Origin of the sequence: Streptomyces sp. NBC_01497 (genome assembly GCF_036250695.1) — a bacterium.
GTDB lineage: Bacteria > Actinomycetota > Actinomycetes > Streptomycetales > Streptomycetaceae > Streptomyces.
The window spans coordinates 1,143,486-1,158,167 of sequence record NZ_CP109427.1; the positions used below are offsets into that span (position 1 = coordinate 1,143,486).

The following is a 14,682-nucleotide window of genomic DNA, read 5'->3' on the forward strand; positions in this document are numbered from 1 at the left end:
GGCCCGGCGGCGCGCCCTCCCCCGGCCGGTGCCCATCGCATAGGCTCGCCGGTGACATGAACACCAACCACGCGTCCCGCACGTCGCTCGGCCCGAAGGCCGACAAGGAAACCGTGCGGCGGCACAACCTGAGCCTCGTGCTGCGTGCCGTACGGGACGAGGGCGAGGCGACCCGCGCCGGGGTCGCCGCCCGGGTGGGACTCACCCGGGCCGCCGTCTCGTCCCTCGTGGAACAGCTGATCGACAACGGTTTCCTCAGTGAGTCGGGCAAGACGTTCAGCGGGCAGGCCGGGCGTCCCGGCACGGTGCTCAAAGTGACCCGTACGGGGCCCGCGGGGATCGGCGTCGAGATCAACATCGACTACGTGTCGGTGTGTGTCGTGGACCTGTCCGGCACCGACCGGGTGCGGCTGACCGAACACATCGACAACCGGGGTGCCCTGCCCTCCGAAGTACTGGCGCGCGGCGCGCGCATCGCGGCCCGCACCCTGGAGTCCGCGGCGGAGCAGGACCTGCTCCCCGTGGGTGTGGAACTCGCCCTGCCGGGGCTGGTGTCGGGCGGCAGTGTGCGCCAGGCCCCCAACCTGGGCTGGAACCGGGTGCCCGCCGAGGAGCACTTCGCCCGCTCGCTCGCCGAACTGCGGCCGGGCGACGCCCCATTGCCGGTGAGCTCGGAGAACGAGGCGAATCTGGCGGCGCTCGCGGAACTGTGGTTCGGCGGACTCGGCCGGCTGCGTACGTTCCTCTACCTGACCGGCGAGATCGGGGTGGGCGGCGCGCTCGTCCTCGACGGCGAACTCCTGCGCGGGGCCCATGGGTTCGCGGGCGAGATCGGCCATGTGGTGGTCGACTCCGAGGGCCCGCTGTGCCGGTGCGGCTCGCGCGGGTGCCTGGAGCAGTACGCGGGACAGTCCGCGCTGCTGCGCGCGGCGGGCATCGACGAGGACGCGGGCGTGCCGGGCGTCGCGGAACTGGAACGCAGGGCGCGCGGTGGCGACGCGGCGGCCGTGGCCGCCATCGAGCGGGCCGGTCTGATGCTGGGCCGGGTGGTGTCCGGGGCGGTCAACCTCATCGACCCCGACGCGGTCGTGCTGGGCGGGATCTACCGGTCGCTGATGCCCTGGCTCTCCCCCTCCGCGGACCGCGAACTGACGGCGCGGGTCGTCTCCGGCCTCTGGCCGCGGGACAGCGGGCGGCTGCGGGCCTCGTCCTCAGCGGGCGACGCGGCGCGGGGCGCGGCGGCCCTGGTGGTCCGCGCGGTCCTGGCGGACCCGCTGGCGTACGTACCGCGCCCGGCGTAAGGGAGCGGCGCGGGGACGCGGGACGGGGCGGCCTCTGCCGGACACCGCTCCGGCGCAGCGGGGCCACCGTCCTGCGCCGGGCCGGTCACCCGCCGGTGTCCCGTGGCGCGTGCCCAGGCCCGGCACGGGACGCGGCGCCCGCCCCCGGGCGGGGGGCGGGCGCCGGTGTCCCGTGCCGGGGGTTCCTCAGCGGGCGCCCAGGAGGTGGTCCATCGCGAGCTGGTCGAGGTGCTCGAACGCCATGCCGCGCTCCGCCGCCGCCTCCGCGTCGAACTCCTCGTACGCGGCGCGGTCGCCGAGCAGACCCGCGAGCCCGTCCTGGGCGGTGGGCAGCGCCAGTTCGTCGAGACGGGACGCGCGCAGCGCCTCCTGGACCTCCGGGTCGGCGCGGAACGCCGCCGCGTGGTCCTTGAGGATCAGGTAGTTGCGCATGCAGCCCGCGGCCGACGCCCACACCCCGTCGAAGTCCTCGGTGCGCGGCGGCTTGAAGTCGAAGTGGCGGCAGCCGTCCCAGCCGGCGGTCTCCAGCAGGTCCACGAGCCAGAACGCGGCGCGCACGTCGCCCGCGCCGAAGCGCAGGTCCTGGTCGTACTTGATGCCGCTCTGGCCGTTGAGGTCGATGTGGTAGAGCTTGTCGGACCACAGCGCCTGGGCGATGGAGTGCGGGAAGTTGAGCCCGGCCATCTGCTCGTGGCCGACCTCCGGGTTGACGCCGAACAGCTCCGGCTTCTCCAGCCGCTCGATGAACGCGAGCGCGTGGCCCACCGTGGGCAGCAGGATGTCGCCGCGCGGCTCGTTGGGCTTGGGCTCGATCGCGAAGCGCATGTCGTAGCCCTTCTCGGTGACGTACTCACCGAGCAGGTCGAACGCTTCCTTCATCCGGTCGAGCGCGAGGCGTACGTCCTTCGCGCCGCCCGACTCGGCTCCCTCGCGGCCGCCCCACGCCACGTACGTCTTCGCCCCGAGTTCGGCGGCGAGGTCGATGTTGCGGATGACCTTGCGCAGCGCGAAGCGCCGTACGTCGCGGTCGTTCGCGGTGAACCCGCCGTCCTTGAAGACGGGGTGGGTGAAGAGGTTGGTGGTGGCCATCTCCACGACGATGCCTGTCGCGTCGAGCGCCTGACGGAAGTGCTTGACGTGCGACTCGCGCTCCGCCTCCGACGACCCGAACGGAATGAGGTCGTCGTCGTGGAAGGTGACGGCGTACGCCCCGAGGTCGGACAGCCGGCGCACGGACTCGGCGGGGTCGAGGGCGGCCCGGGTGGCGTCGCCGAACGGGTCCCTGCCCTGCCAGCCGACCGTCCAGAGGCCGAAGCTGAACTTGTCCTCGCGGGTGGGTGTGAAGCGTTCCGTCATTGCCGTTGGCCGCCTTCGCTGCCTCAAAGGTCCGTCCGACCTTTTTGTTTTCTGACATGACTAATATGGCACGAGGCTTCGGGAACGCAACAGTCCCGCAGGTGCCCGAACATGTCACACGGATCGACGCCGCGTCGGACCGGTCACACGGACCCACACCCGTGACGCGCCCGCCCTGTCTCGCGTAATTTGTTTCCCGCCCGTTCAAAACCACGCTCAGCACGGCGCCCGCCGTCGCCCGGAGAAGAGGCCCCCATGTCGCGAACACCGCTCGTGATCGGCGTGGACAGTTCCACCCAGTCCACCAAGGCAGCCGTCACCGACGCGGCCACCGGCAAGCTGCTCGCCGTGGGCCGCGCCCAGCACCGGGTGAGCGGGGAGGGCGGCGCCCGCGAGAGCGACCCCGAAGTGTGGTGGACCGCGCTGCGCGACGCCGTCGCCGCGGGCCTCGCGGACGCGGGCGCCGACCCGGGCGACGTCCGGGGGATCGCGGTCGCGGGGCAGCAGCACGGGCTGGTCGTACTGGACGGCGCGGGACGCCCGTTGCGGCCCGCCATGCTGTGGAACGACACCCGCTCGGCGCCCCAGGCCGTAGCGCTCACCGAGGCGTTCGGCGGCGCCGAGGCCTGGGCCGCCCGTACCGGTTCGGTCCCGGTCGCCTCGATCACCGCGACGAAGTGGCAGTGGCTGCGCGAACACGAACCCGCGGTCACCGAGGCCGCGGCGGCGGTGCGGCTGCCGCACGACTTCCTCACCGAGCGGCTGTCCGGGGCGGCCGTGACCGACCCGGGCGACGCCTCCGGCACCGGCTGGTACGCGACGGCGAACGGCGCCTACGACCCCGAACTGCTCGACCTGCTCGGCCTGGACGCGGGCCTGCTGCCCGCGGTGGCGCCGACGGGCGCCACCCGGGCCGGCACGCTCACCGCCGCGGCGGCCGCGGCGTTGGGGCTGCCCGCCGGGATCGCCGTGGCGGCCGGTACGGGCGACAACATGAGCGCGGCGGTGGGCCTGGGGCTCGGTGGCGCGGGCCTGCTCGACCACCCGGTGCTCAGCCTCGGCACCTCGGGCACCGTGTTCGCGGCGACCAGGACCCGGCCGCGGTCCGTCGCGCTGAACGGCTTCGCCGGGGCGGACGGCACCTACCTGCCGCTCGGCTGCACCCTGAACTGCACGCAGGCCGTCGACAAGGTGGCCGAACTGCTGCGGCTCGACCGCGAGGACACCGAGCCCGGTGGCGAGGCGGTCCTCCTGCCGTACCTGGACGGCGAGCGCACCCCCGACCTGCCGATGGCGGCGGGGCTGCTGACCGGTCTGCGCCACGACACGACGCCCCGGCAACTGCTGGGCGCCGCGTACGAGGGCGCCGCCTTCACGGTGCTGCGCGCGCTCGACGAGGTGCTGCGCGCCTGCGGCCTCGACCCGGCGGCGCCGGAGGTCGCGGCACGGCCGCTGCGGCTGATCGGCGGCGGCGCGCAGGGGCGCGCGTGGACGTCGACCGTGCTGCGGCTCTCCGGCCGTCCGGTGATCGTCCCGGCCAGCGGCGAGCTGGTCGCGCTCGGCGCGGCGGCCCTCGCGGCGGCAGCGGCGGACGGCGAGGACGCGGTGGCCGTGGCGAGCGAGTGGGGCACCGGCGCGGGCACGGAGCTGGAGCCGGTCGCGCGCGACACCGAGACGTGGGAGCGGGTGGCGTCGGTGCTGGAGCGAGCGGCGCCGAACCTGCTGGCCTGACCCGGCGGGCCCGGCCGACGCGGTGGCCGATGCGGTGACGAGTCGAGTGCACGACGGCCCGCGCGGGGATGACGGGGGGCGGCCGGCGGGGCGGCGAGGGGCCCTCCGCGTGGTGGGCCCGCGGCGGCCACCGTCCCGCGCGCCGGCCCGCGGTTTCCTCAGCCCGTCGTCAGCCCCGCCGCCGCGTCGGACAGCGCCGCGAGCACGGGTGCGATCAGCGGATGGGCCTCCGCGCCCGTGCGCACCGCGGCGAAGACGCGCCGCGTCGCGCGCGGGCCCGCCACGGGTCGTACGACCGTGCCCTTGAGCTCCATGCCCCGCAGTGCGGACCGCGGCACGAGCGCGACGCCCGCGCCCGCGCCCGCGAGGGCCGCGACGGCACGGAAGTCGTCGGAGGCGTGCACCAGCCTGGGCTCGAACCCAGCCTGTTCACAGGCCAGTTGCGTCACCTCGTAGCAGGGGTTGCCGGGGTACTGCCCGATCCAGTCGTCGTCCGCGAGGGACGCGAGCTCGACCTCACCCGCAGCGCCGAGCGCGTGGTCGTCCGGCAGGACCGCGTCGAACGGCTCCGCGTACAGGGCCACCCGCGACAGCCGTACGTCGTCCTCCTTCGGCGCGCCCCGGTACTCGACCGCGACCGCCACGTCCGCCGCGCCGTCGAGCACCATCGGCAGGCTCTCGTCGCCCTCCGCGTCCCGTACCCGGACACGGATGGCCGGGTGCGCGGCGGCCAGGACACGCAGAGCGGGGGCCAGGACCTCGGCGATCCCGGTGGCGAACGACGCCACCGTCACCTCGCCCGCCGTGCCGCCCGCGTAGGCGGCGAGCTCCGCCTCCGCCCGCTCCAGCTGCGCGAGCACCGCGTTGGCGTGCGTCAGCAGGATCTCGCCCGCCGCGGTCAGCCGCACACCGCGCCCGCTGCGGGTGAGCAGCGCGTGCCCGGTCTCCTGCTCCAGCGCGGCGAGCTGCTGGGAGACGGCGGACGGCGTCAGATAGAGCGCTGCGGCCGCGGCGGTCACCGTACGGTGGTCCGCCACGGCCCGCAGGACGCGCAGGCGTTTCGGGTCGATCACCCGTCCATTTTGTCAGGCATCGCGCGGCGCCGGCCGCGCGGGAGGTCAGCCGCCCAGGGCCGCACGGGCCTCGGTGAACGCCGTCACCGCGCGCTCGACGTCCTCGGTGGAGTGGGCCGCCGAGAGCTGGACCCGGATACGGGCCTTGTCCATCGGCACCACCGGGTACGAGAAGCCGATCACATACACGCCGCGCTCCAGCAGGAGCTCCGCCATCCGGCCCGCCTCACCGGCGTCCCCGATCATCACCGGGGTGATGGGGTGGTCGCCGGGCAGGATGGCGAAGCCCTCCTCGGTCATCCTGCGACGGAAGCGCGCCGTGTTCGCCTTCAGCTTCTCGCGCAGCTCGCCCGCGCTCTCCAGCAGGTCCAGGACGGTGAGCGAGGCGGCGGCGATGGTCGGCGCGAGGGAGTTGGAGAAGAGGTACGGGCGCGAGCGCTGGCGCAGCAGCGCCACGATCTCGGCGCGGGCCGCGACGTAGCCGCCGGACGCGCCGCCGAGGGCCTTGCCGAGGGTGCCGGTGATGATGTCGACGCGGTCCATCACGCCGTGCAGTTCCGGGGTACCGCGCCCGCCGTCGCCGACGAAGCCGACGGCGTGCGAGTCGTCCACCATCACCATCGCGTCGTAGCGCTCGGCGAGGTCGCAGATCTCCCGCAGCGGGGCGACGTAGCCGTCCATGGAGAAGACGCCGTCGGTGACGATCAGGCGGCGGCGCGCGTCGCCGGCCTCCTTCAGGCGCTCCTCCAGCTCGGCCATGTCGCGGTTGGCGTAGCGGTAGCGGCGGGCCTTCGACAGGCGGATGCCGTCGATGATGCTGGCGTGGTTGAGGGCGTCGGAGATGACCGCGTCCTGCGCGTCGAGGAGGGTCTCGAACACGCCGCCGTTGGCGTCGAAGCAGGACGAGTAGAGGATCGTGTCCTCCTGCCCGAGGAAGCCCGACAGGCGCGCTTCGAGCTCCTTGTGGATCTCCTGGGTACCGCAGATGAAACGCACGGACGCCATGCCGTAGCCCCAGCGGTCGAGCGCGTTCTTGGCGGCGGCGAGCACGTCGGGGTGGTCGGCGAGGCCGAGGTAGTTGTTGGCGCAGAAGTTGAGGACCTGGGCGCCGGACCCGTCGGCACCGACCCCGACCGACGCGCTCTGCGGGGTGGTGATCACCCGCTCCGGCTTGAAGAGTCCCGCCTCGCGGATCTCGTCGAGGGTGGCACGCAGATCGTCCCGTACAGACGCGAACATGTGATGAGCTCCCGGAGTCGTGGGCGTTTTCAGTTGTCAGTTGTCCCAGTTGAGGATGATCTTGCCGCTGCGCGCGGTGGCCGCCTCGTCGAACGCGGCGTCGAAGTCCTCGTACCCGTAGCTGCCGGTGATGACGGGGCTGAGATCCAGGCCGCCCTCGATGAGCACCTGCATCCCGTACCACGTCTCGAACATCTCGCGGCCGTAGATGCCCTTGATCGTGATCATGTTCTGCACGATCTTCGACCAGTCGACGGCGAACTCCTTGGCGGGCAGCCCGAGCATGGCGATCCTGCCGCCGTGCGTCATGTTGTCGAGCATGTCCCGTACGGCCTCGGCGCGGCCGGACATCTCCAGGCCGATGTCGAAGCCCTCCTTGAGGCCGAGCTGCTCCTGGGCGTCCGCGATGGTGTGGCGGGAGACGTCGAGGGCGAGCGTGACCCCGACCTTGCGGGCGATTTCCAGCCGCTCGGGGCTGACGTCGGTGATGACGACGTTGCGGGCACCGGCGTGCTTGACGACCGCGGCGGCCATGATGCCGATCGGGCCGGCTCCCGTGATCAGCACGTCCTCGTTCAGGGAGGGGAAGCTGAGCGCGGTGTGCACGGCGTTGCCGAACGGGTCGAAGATGGCCGCCACGTCCAGGTCGACCTTCGTACGGTGCACCCAGACGTTCGACGCGGGCAGCGCCACGTACTCGGCGAAGGCGCCTGGCCGGCCGACGCCGAGGCCGACCGTGTTGCGGCAGAGGTGGCGGCGGCCCGCGAGGCAGTTGCGGCACTTGCCGCAGACCAGGTGGCCCTCGCCGCTGACCAGGTCGCCGACGGCGATGTCCGGGACGTCCGCGCCGACGGCCGCGACCTCGCCGACGAACTCGTGGCCGATGACCAGCGGGGTGGCGACGGCGCCCTGGGCCCAGCCGTCCCAGGCCCTGATGTGCAGGTCCGTGCCGCAGATGCCGGTGCGCAGGACCTTGATCAGCACGTCCCCGGGGCCGTGCTGCGGCTCCGGGACGTCCAGGAGCCACAGCCCTGGTTCGGCGTGCTGCTTGACGAGTGCCTTCATCGGCAGGGCTCCCGGCGGTGACGAGACGGATGATCGTGTTCCGGAACCAATCTCGCCGCTGCGGGCACCCCCCGTCCATCGAGGATTTCTTAACCGGCCCCACAGATCAGCTTCACGCACGCTCCGCCCGGCGCTTCGTCGGCTGGGAAGGAACCGCCGGCAGATTGCCGCCTGCCACCGGTACGGAAACGATCTCCGGCGTGTTCGCGCTGCTCGGCCGCCGTGCCGGGTCGGTGGCACGGGTGAGCAGCACGACGCCGCGCGCCGCGAGCACCGCCCCCACGACGGCCGCGGCGATGCCGAGCGGACCGCCTTGGAGCCGTTCGCCCAGCAGGATGAGCCCGATCGCCGAGGCGGCCACCGGGTTCGCGAGCGTGAGCAGCGACAGCGGCGCGCCCAGCCCGCCCCGGTAGGACGCCTGCGCGAGCAGCAGCCCGCCGCACGCGAACAGGGCGACGAGGACGGCGACGATCGCGACGCCCCACGCCGGCATCCGGCCACCGCCGCCCGCGGTAATGGTGACGGTGACGGTCTGCGTGAGCGCCGAGGCGACACCGGAGGCGACACCCGAGGCGGTCGCGTGCCGCAGGCCGGGCCGGGCGCCGGGCAGGGAGAAGACCAGCAGGGCGGCCACCGCGGCGGCCGTCGCCGAGACGCCGAGTGCCTGCGGCAGCGAGAGCGCCTCGGACGGCGCGCTCCCCGAGGCGGCCAGCAGGATCGCCGCGAGGCCCAGGAGCGTGCAGGCCGTGCCGGTCCACTCGCCCCGGCTGACCTTGCGGCCCGCCCGGTAGGCGCCGAGCGGGACGGCGGCCACCAGGGTGAGCGCGCCGAGCGGCTGGACGACCGTGAGGGGCCCGTACGCGAGGGCCGCGACGTGCAGGAGCGCGCCGGTGACGTTGAGCCCGACGGCCCACCACCAGGCGCCGCGCCGCAGCAGCGCGAGCAGCCCGCCGCCGGTGCGACCGGGGGCCCGCTCCCCCGCGCCGCTCGCCGCGAGGCGTTCCTGGGCCACGGCCGCGACCGCGTAGGCGACGGCCGAGACGAGGGAGAGGCCGACGGCGGCGAGGGTCGCGGCGGTCATCGGCGGACTCCGGCCGTGCGGGCGGCGCCCGCGGTGCTCGCGGACCCCGCGTCCCCGGTCCTTGCCGACCGCCCCGGGCCGGCCGGCGGACGAGTCCGGGGTCCGGGCAGATGGCGGCGTACGACGAGGCCGCCGCCGCGGTACGCCGTCGCGCTCGGAACCCGCAGCAGCGCGAGCGCGGCCACCAGCAGCGCCGTGGCGACGAGCGTGTCGAGCCAGTAGTGGTTCGCCGTGGCGATGATCACGAAGAGGGTGAGCAGCGGATGCAGCAGCCACAGCCACCGCAGGCGCGACGCGGTCGCCGCGATCAGCCCGATCGCCACCATCAGGGCCCAGGCGAAGTGCAGGGACGGCATGGCGGCGAACTGGTTCTCCACCGAACTCGCGGAAGGGTCGGCGGCGTACACCGAAGGCCCGTAGAGGCGGGCGGTGTCGACGAGGCCGGTCAGGCCCAGCATGCGTGGCGGGGCGAGCGGCACCAGCAGGTGGAGCACGAGCGCCCCGCCGGTCACCGCCGTCAGGACGCGGCGTGACCAGAGGTAGTGGCGGGGGCGCTTGAGGTAGAGCCAGCCGAGGAAGAGGACCGTCGCGGGGAAGTGGACCGCCGCGTAGTAGGTGTTGGCGAGGTGGACGAGGGTGTCGCCGTGCAGCAGCAGGTGCTGGAGGTCGGCCTCGTCGGGCAGATGGAGGTCCCGCTCCAGGTGCCACACGTCGCGGGCATTGCGGAACGCCTGATCCGTTCGGCCTTCGGCCAGTTGCCTGCCGAGTTTGTAGACGAGGAAGAGCGAGACGACCAGCGCCAGCTCACGGACGAGCGGCGGCCTGGCCGCCGTGTCGGCCGGCAGGCCGGGCGCCCGGGACGACCGCTGTCCGGTCGTGCCTGCCGGCGCGGCGGATATTCGGCCGTCCGGACGGGGTGGTCCGGCAGGACAGAGCCTGCTTCGCAGGGCGGGACCAGTCCGGGCGTTCATTCACCCGACCCCTTTGCATGAGCTGCACGGCGTGCGACGTCGTGGTGCGGTGACGGCTCGGCGGAGGCCTCGCCCTATCGATACGCCAGTGTACCGATACGCTTCCGTATCGGTACACTGGCGTATCGATGTCGAATGCGTGTCCGGCCACCGGGTCCTGCGATCGGTCGCCCCGCCCGGAGAGGAGAGACGATGACGTCAACACCGCGCCGCTCCAAGATCACACCCGAACGCGAGAAGGAGTTCTATCTGGCCGCCCTCGACCTGCTCCGGGAAGGCGGCTACGAAGCACTGACGATGGAGGGCATCGCGGCCCGCACACGGTGCGGCAAGTCGACGCTCTACCGGCAGTGGCGGACCAAACCGCAGCTCGTCTGCGCGGCCCTGCGGGGCACCCGGGGCATGAAGCTCACCGAGATCGACACCGGCACACTCCGCGGCGACCTGCACGCGGTGGCCCACGCCACGAGCGCGAACGCGAACCGGGACACCGCTCTGATGCACGCCCTCGTGCACGCCGCCCAGCAGAATCCCGACCTGCTGTCCGCCCTGCGCGAGAACCTGATCGAACCCGAGATCGCGGAGATCGACGCGATGGTGCGCAGGGCCGTGGAGCGGAGGGAGGTCGCGCCCGACAACCCGGCCGTCGAGTTCGTCGCCGTGCAGTTGTTCGGCCTGATGCGCGCACGGCCCCTGCTGCGGGGCGTCCACGCGGACGAGGAATACCTCGTACGCTTCCTCGAAGCATGCGTCCTGCCCGCTCTGGGCGTGCCGGCACGCCGGGGAACGCCGGCCCCGCCGGCCGCGACTCCCGCAGCCGGCGCGGCAGCCCTGCCGGATGAGCCGTGCGTATCGGATCCGGCGCCCGTCGCGGAGGCGCGGCCCGCACAGAGTGCGCCGTCCGCGCCGGATGCGGCGCCCTCGCCGCGCGCGGCGTCCCTGCCGGGCACACCGCCCGGCGCCCGGCCGGCCCGCTGAGGGCGGCCCCCAGAACGGCGGCCGGGTCTTCGAGCGGAGGGCCGGGCCGTCCGGCGCCGCACCGTGGGGACGGGCGCGGCGCACCCACCGGCCGGTGGGCCTCCGCAAAGGAGGCCCACCGGTACGCGTGCGGCCCCGGCCTCCTGCGAGAATCGAGCGTGCCCCGCGCCGCGCCACCCCGGCCGGTGCTCCGCCGCACGGCGATCACCCGGGGCGGGCCCTGCGGGGCGGGACCACGGAGGCGACCGATGAGCGCCGCGCAGGAGCGCGAACCCCATTTCGTCCGCTCCTTCGAGCGGGGACTCGCGGTGATCCGCGCGTTCGACGCCGACCACCCGGAGCTGACGCTCAGCGAGGTGGCACGCGCCTGCGACCTGACCCGCGCCGCCGCCCGCCGTTTCCTGCTGACCCTCGCGGACCTCGGCTACGTGCACACCAACGGCCGCACGTTCCGGCTCAGTCCACGCGTCCTCGAACTCGGCTACGCCTACTTGTCCAGCTTCTCCCTCCCGGATATCGCGCAGCCCCATCTGGAGCGGCTGGTCGCGGAGATCCACGAGTCGTCCTCGCTGTGCGTGCTGGACGGCGACGACGTCGTGTACGTGGCGCGGGTGCCGGTCAGCCGGATCATGACGACGACGATCACGGTGGGCACCCGCTTCCCCGCGTACGCCACCTCGGTGGGGCGGGTGATGATCGCGCACCTGCCCGAGGACCGTATCGAGGAGGTCGTGCGGCGGGGCAGACTCGCCGCCCTCACCGAGCGGACCATCGTCTCCACGGAACTGCTGCGCGCAGAACTGGACGTGATCAGGAAGCAGGGGTACGCCATCGTGGACCAGGAGTTGGAGGCGGGCCTGCGCTCGGTCGCGGCGCCGGTGCGCGACGGCACGGGCACGGTGGTGGCCGCGGTCAACATCCCGGTCCACGCGAGCCGTCACTCGGTCGCGTCCGTCCGCGAGGACCTGCTGCCCCATCTGCTGGACGCGGTCGGGCGCGTCGAGGCCGACCTGAAGGTGGCGGCGCCGCGCCGGTGACCGGCCGAGGGCGCGCCACGTCCAAGAAGGGCGGGATGGCGGCAAGGCACCCGGCAGCGTGCCCGCACCGTAGCGGGCCGGGCGCACCCGAGGTCCCGCGCCTCACCGTCCTCGGCTCCGCCACTCCACCCCTGCGCCGGGTCCGCGACTCCACCACCGGGCGATTTCTCAACTCCGCGACCCCGCAACCCGGCCCGGCGACCGTCGTCGAGGGCGGGCCCCCAAGCCCTTCCCTGGACCGCCTCCCCACCGCGCCCACGCGGCCGGAGCGTTCCCGAACAGGTCCCCGGCGAAAGGGTGTTGGCGACCCCGGCGGCAGCCGGTGCCGGCGTCCCACTCCGCCGCCCGGCCGCCGCCCCGGGAATCGACGGGGTCCGAAGCACCCCCGCGCGGACGTGACTTGACGCCACCGCGTGGGCACGGACGGACACGGAGAGCGATCGGACTCACGCTCCGTGAAGTCGTCGCGCTGTGTGGTCGCCAGGGCGACGCCGAGCAGGTCCGGGCCCTCCCGCCGATACTGGAGCCATGACCCGACATGGAGAGCTGGGCGCGGCGCTGCATCGCTGGCGTGAGCGGATCGCACCCGCCGGGGCCGGACTGCCGCAGGGCGGCGCCGGGCAGCGCGGCATGGGGCGTGCGGAGCTGGCGCGGCTGACCGGACTGTCCGTCGACCACATCACCCGGTTGGAGGAGGGCATGGCCATCATGCCCTCCTCCCAGGTGCTGGCCTCGCTGGCGCGGGAGCTGCGCCTGGACGACATGGAGCGGCGGCACCTGTTCCTGCTCGCCGGCCACACTCCGCCCGCGACCGACCAGGTTCCGCGGCGGGTGCCGCCGAGCGTGCGGCGCATGCTGGACAGGATGCCGGGGGCCGCCGTGGGCGTCCACGACGCCGGATGGTCGCTGATCGCGTGGAATCCGCTGTGGGCCGCGCTCTTCGGCGACCCCGGACCGACGCTCACGGCCCCGTGCCGGAACGTGGCCTGGCGGCACTTCACGGCGGCGCCGAGCCGCGTCACCCGTTCGCCGGAACAGCTGGCCCGGTTCGAGACGGCGCTCGTGGGCGATCTGCGGGCCGCGGCGGCGCGCTATCCGACCGACGTCGAGCTGCGGGCCCTCCTCGCGGGGCTGCGCCGGGCGAACACCCGGTTCACCGAGCTGTGGACGTCCCGGTTCACCGGATCGCACGAGGGCGAGTCCGTCACCGTCCACCATCCGGACATCGGCGCGGTCGACCTCGACTGCGACATCCTCTCCGTCCCGGGATGCGATCTGCGCGTCATCGTCCATTCGGCACCGCCGGGCAGTTCCGCGGCCGAGGCACTGGACCTGCTCGGGGTGATAGGCACCGAGACCATGCCCTTCCCGGTGGCGGAGACCCGGCACGTGTACGGAGACGGCCAGGAGCAGCAGCCCGCGGGGGCCTGAGGCGGCGAGGAGGGCACGGCTCGCCGGCGGGCCGCGCCCTCCTCGCCTGGCCGTGCGTCATCCGGGTGGCCCCGTGTTCCGCGGGGCCATACCTCCGGTCGGCGCACGTGGCGGTGCGCGCGCACCGTACCGTTCCTACCGTGACTGAATGATCATCAGATCCGCGACGCGCACCGCGCTCACCGGGACGGCGGCCCTCGCCACCGGCCTGCTGGTCCTGCTGCCGGCGGCCTCCCCGGCCACCGCCGGCCCCCGGTCCCTGCCCGCGCACATCCGCACCGACCCTCTCCCGCCCGCTCCGGCGCCCGCGTACGTCGACAGCTCGGGGCTCTACGACAGCGGCACCCAGGCCCGGCCGGCCCCGGGCACCCCCGCGCCGCCCGACGACATCTCGGCCCTGTCCTGGCTGGTCGCCGACGCCGACTCGGGTGACGTGCTCGCCGCGCACGACGCGCACCGCAAGCTGCCGCCCGCCTCCACCCTCAAGACGCTGTTCGCGGTCACCGCGATGCCGCACCTGCCGGCCCAGTCCCGGCACACCGTCACCCAGGCCGACCTGTCCGGCATCGGCGAGGGCAGCAGCATGGTGGGCGTCGAGGCGGGTCTCTCATACCAGGTGGCCGACCTGTGGCGGGGCGTCTTCCTGAGCTCGGGCAGCGACGCCGTGCACGTGCTGGCCTCGATGAACGGCGGCTGGGACTCCACGGTCACCCAGATGCAGCGCAGGGCGCGGCAGCTCGGCGCGCTCGACACCCACGTGGTCTCCTGCGACGGCTACGACACACCGGGGCAGGTCTCGTCGGCGTTCGACCTCGCCGTGTTCGGGCGTACGGGCCTCGCCAACCCCCAGTTCGCGTCCTACGCCGCCACCTCCGACGCCCAGTTCCCCGGCGAGCGGGGCGCGAGCTTCGGCATCCAGAACACCAACCGCCTGCTCAGCGGCGCCCACGGGGTCCAGACGTACCCCGGCATGATCGGGGTGAAGAACGGCTACACCACGCACGCGGGCAACACCCTGATCGCCGCGGCCCGGCACGGGAACAGGACGATGCTGGTCACGGTGATGAACCCGCAGTCGGGCGCCCTCGACGCGGTCTACGACGAGGCGCGCCACCTGCTCGACTGGGGCTTCGACGCCGACGGCCACGCCACCCCGGTGGGCTCGCTGGCGCCGGCACCCCCACCGCAGGCGGCGGGTGCGGACCGCGGCCGGCCCGGGCACGCCGCCTCGGCCGCCGCGGAGCCCGTGCGGCACCGCGCCGAGGCGGGGACCGCGAGCGCGGGGCTGCCGGCCGGTGTGCTGGTGCCGGCGGTCCTGGTGGGCGCCGCACTGCTCGCGGGTGCGGGGGTGATGCTCGTACGGCGTGCCGGCCGGCGCCGTACGCCCGCGAGCTGACCGGGGCGCCCGCCGCGCGGTGC

11 protein-coding genes and 1 pseudogene are annotated in these 14,682 nt (G+C 74.0%); 6 read left to right on the top strand and 6 right to left on the bottom strand.

Translation table 11 applies throughout. The annotated features are described in order from the left end of the window. Positions 1 to 56 precede the first annotated feature (56 nt). Positions 57 to 1,301, top strand: a complete 1,245-nt coding sequence (locus tag OG310_RS05050; RefSeq protein ID WP_329454656.1) for an ROK family transcriptional regulator — start codon at positions 57 to 59, stop codon at positions 1,299 to 1,301. Between the two features lie 186 nt (positions 1,302 to 1,487). On the opposite strand, the gene xylA is transcribed toward OG310_RS05050, so the two are convergent. Further along, positions 1,488 to 2,657 carry a xylose isomerase gene (gene xylA / locus OG310_RS05055; RefSeq protein ID WP_329454657.1) on the bottom strand — a complete coding sequence of 390 codons (1,170 nt, stop codon included), beginning with the start codon at positions 2,655 to 2,657 and terminating at the stop codon, positions 1,488 to 1,490. A gap of 255 nt (positions 2,658 to 2,912) precedes the next feature. On the opposite strand from xylA, the gene xylB reads away from it, so the two are divergent. Beyond that, on the top strand, positions 2,913 to 4,388 hold the full coding sequence (gene xylB, locus OG310_RS05060; protein ID WP_329454658.1) for a xylulokinase: 1,476 nt from the start codon (positions 2,913 to 2,915) through the stop codon (positions 4,386 to 4,388). A gap of 158 nt (positions 4,389 to 4,546) precedes the next feature. Here xylB and OG310_RS05065 read toward each other — a convergent pair whose 3' ends face one another. From OG310_RS05065 to OG310_RS05085, 5 genes are all read right to left on the bottom strand, one after another. After that, on the bottom strand, positions 4,547 to 5,461 hold the full coding sequence (locus OG310_RS05065) for a LysR family transcriptional regulator (RefSeq protein ID WP_329454659.1): 915 nt from the start codon (positions 5,459 to 5,461) through the stop codon (positions 4,547 to 4,549). 45 nt (positions 5,462 to 5,506) lie between these two features. Further along, positions 5,507 to 6,700: a glycine C-acetyltransferase gene (locus OG310_RS05070; RefSeq protein ID WP_329454660.1), complete on the bottom strand. Its 1,194-nt coding sequence runs from the start codon at positions 6,698 to 6,700 to the stop codon at positions 5,507 to 5,509. A 36-nt stretch (positions 6,701 to 6,736) separates the two neighbouring features. Then, positions 6,737 to 7,765 carry an L-threonine 3-dehydrogenase gene (gene tdh, locus OG310_RS05075; RefSeq protein WP_329454661.1) on the bottom strand — a complete coding sequence of 343 codons (1,029 nt, stop codon included), beginning with the start codon at positions 7,763 to 7,765 and terminating at the stop codon, positions 6,737 to 6,739. Between the two features lie 112 nt (positions 7,766 to 7,877). Beyond that, a complete protein-coding gene (locus tag OG310_RS05080; RefSeq protein ID WP_329454662.1) occupies positions 7,878 to 8,846 on the bottom strand; it encodes a DMT family transporter in 969 nt (322 codons plus the stop codon). Beyond that, entirely contained in the window at positions 8,843 to 9,817 is a 975-nt protein-coding gene (locus OG310_RS05085; protein WP_329454663.1) for a phosphatase PAP2 family protein, read from the bottom strand. The genes OG310_RS05080 and OG310_RS05085 overlap by 4 nt, the downstream gene beginning before the upstream one ends. A 192-nt stretch (positions 9,818 to 10,009) precedes the next feature. On the opposite strand from OG310_RS05085, the pseudogene OG310_RS05090 reads away from it, so the two are divergent. The 4 genes and pseudogenes from OG310_RS05090 to OG310_RS05105 form a co-directional block, all read left to right on the top strand. Then, positions 10,010 to 10,594: pseudogene (locus OG310_RS05090) on the top strand (TetR/AcrR family transcriptional regulator); the annotation flags it as partial. 449 nt (positions 10,595 to 11,043) lie between these two features. Beyond that, positions 11,044 to 11,832 carry an IclR family transcriptional regulator domain-containing protein gene (locus OG310_RS05095; RefSeq protein ID WP_329454664.1) on the top strand — a complete coding sequence of 263 codons (789 nt, stop codon included), beginning with the start codon at positions 11,044 to 11,046 and terminating at the stop codon, positions 11,830 to 11,832. Positions 11,833 to 12,360: 528 nt separating this feature from the next. After that, on the top strand, positions 12,361 to 13,263 hold the full coding sequence (locus OG310_RS05100) for a helix-turn-helix transcriptional regulator (RefSeq protein WP_329454665.1): 903 nt from the start codon (positions 12,361 to 12,363) through the stop codon (positions 13,261 to 13,263). 148 nt (positions 13,264 to 13,411) lie between these two features. After that, positions 13,412 to 14,659, top strand: coding sequence for a D-alanyl-D-alanine carboxypeptidase family protein (locus OG310_RS05105; protein ID WP_329454666.1), 1,248 nt, complete (start codon positions 13,412 to 13,414; stop codon positions 14,657 to 14,659). Positions 14,660 to 14,682: the final 23 nt, after the last annotated feature.

Excerpts from the sequence above, each read along its gene's own strand:
- OG310_RS05050 (WP_329454656.1), top strand. The coding sequence starts at position 57 with ATGAACACCAACCACGCGTCCCGCACGTCGCTCGGCCCGAAGGCCGAC.
- xylA (WP_329454657.1), bottom strand. The coding sequence starts at position 2,657 with ATGACGGAACGCTTCACACCCACCCGCGAGGACAAGTTCAGCTTCGGC.
- xylB (WP_329454658.1), top strand. The coding sequence starts at position 2,913 with ATGTCGCGAACACCGCTCGTGATCGGCGTGGACAGTTCCACCCAGTCC.
- OG310_RS05070 (WP_329454660.1), bottom strand. The coding sequence starts at position 6,700 with ATGTTCGCGTCTGTACGGGACGATCTGCGTGCCACCCTCGACGAGATC.
- tdh (WP_329454661.1), bottom strand. The coding sequence starts at position 7,765 with ATGAAGGCACTCGTCAAGCAGCACGCCGAACCAGGGCTGTGGCTCCTG.
- OG310_RS05080 (WP_329454662.1), bottom strand. The coding sequence starts at position 8,846 with ATGACCGCCGCGACCCTCGCCGCCGTCGGCCTCTCCCTCGTCTCGGCC.
- OG310_RS05085 (WP_329454663.1), bottom strand. The coding sequence starts at position 9,817 with ATGAACGCCCGGACTGGTCCCGCCCTGCGAAGCAGGCTCTGTCCTGCC.
- OG310_RS05095 (WP_329454664.1), top strand. The coding sequence starts at position 11,044 with ATGAGCGCCGCGCAGGAGCGCGAACCCCATTTCGTCCGCTCCTTCGAG.
- OG310_RS05100 (WP_329454665.1), top strand. The coding sequence starts at position 12,361 with ATGACCCGACATGGAGAGCTGGGCGCGGCGCTGCATCGCTGGCGTGAG.
- OG310_RS05105 (WP_329454666.1), top strand. The coding sequence starts at position 13,412 with ATGATCATCAGATCCGCGACGCGCACCGCGCTCACCGGGACGGCGGCC.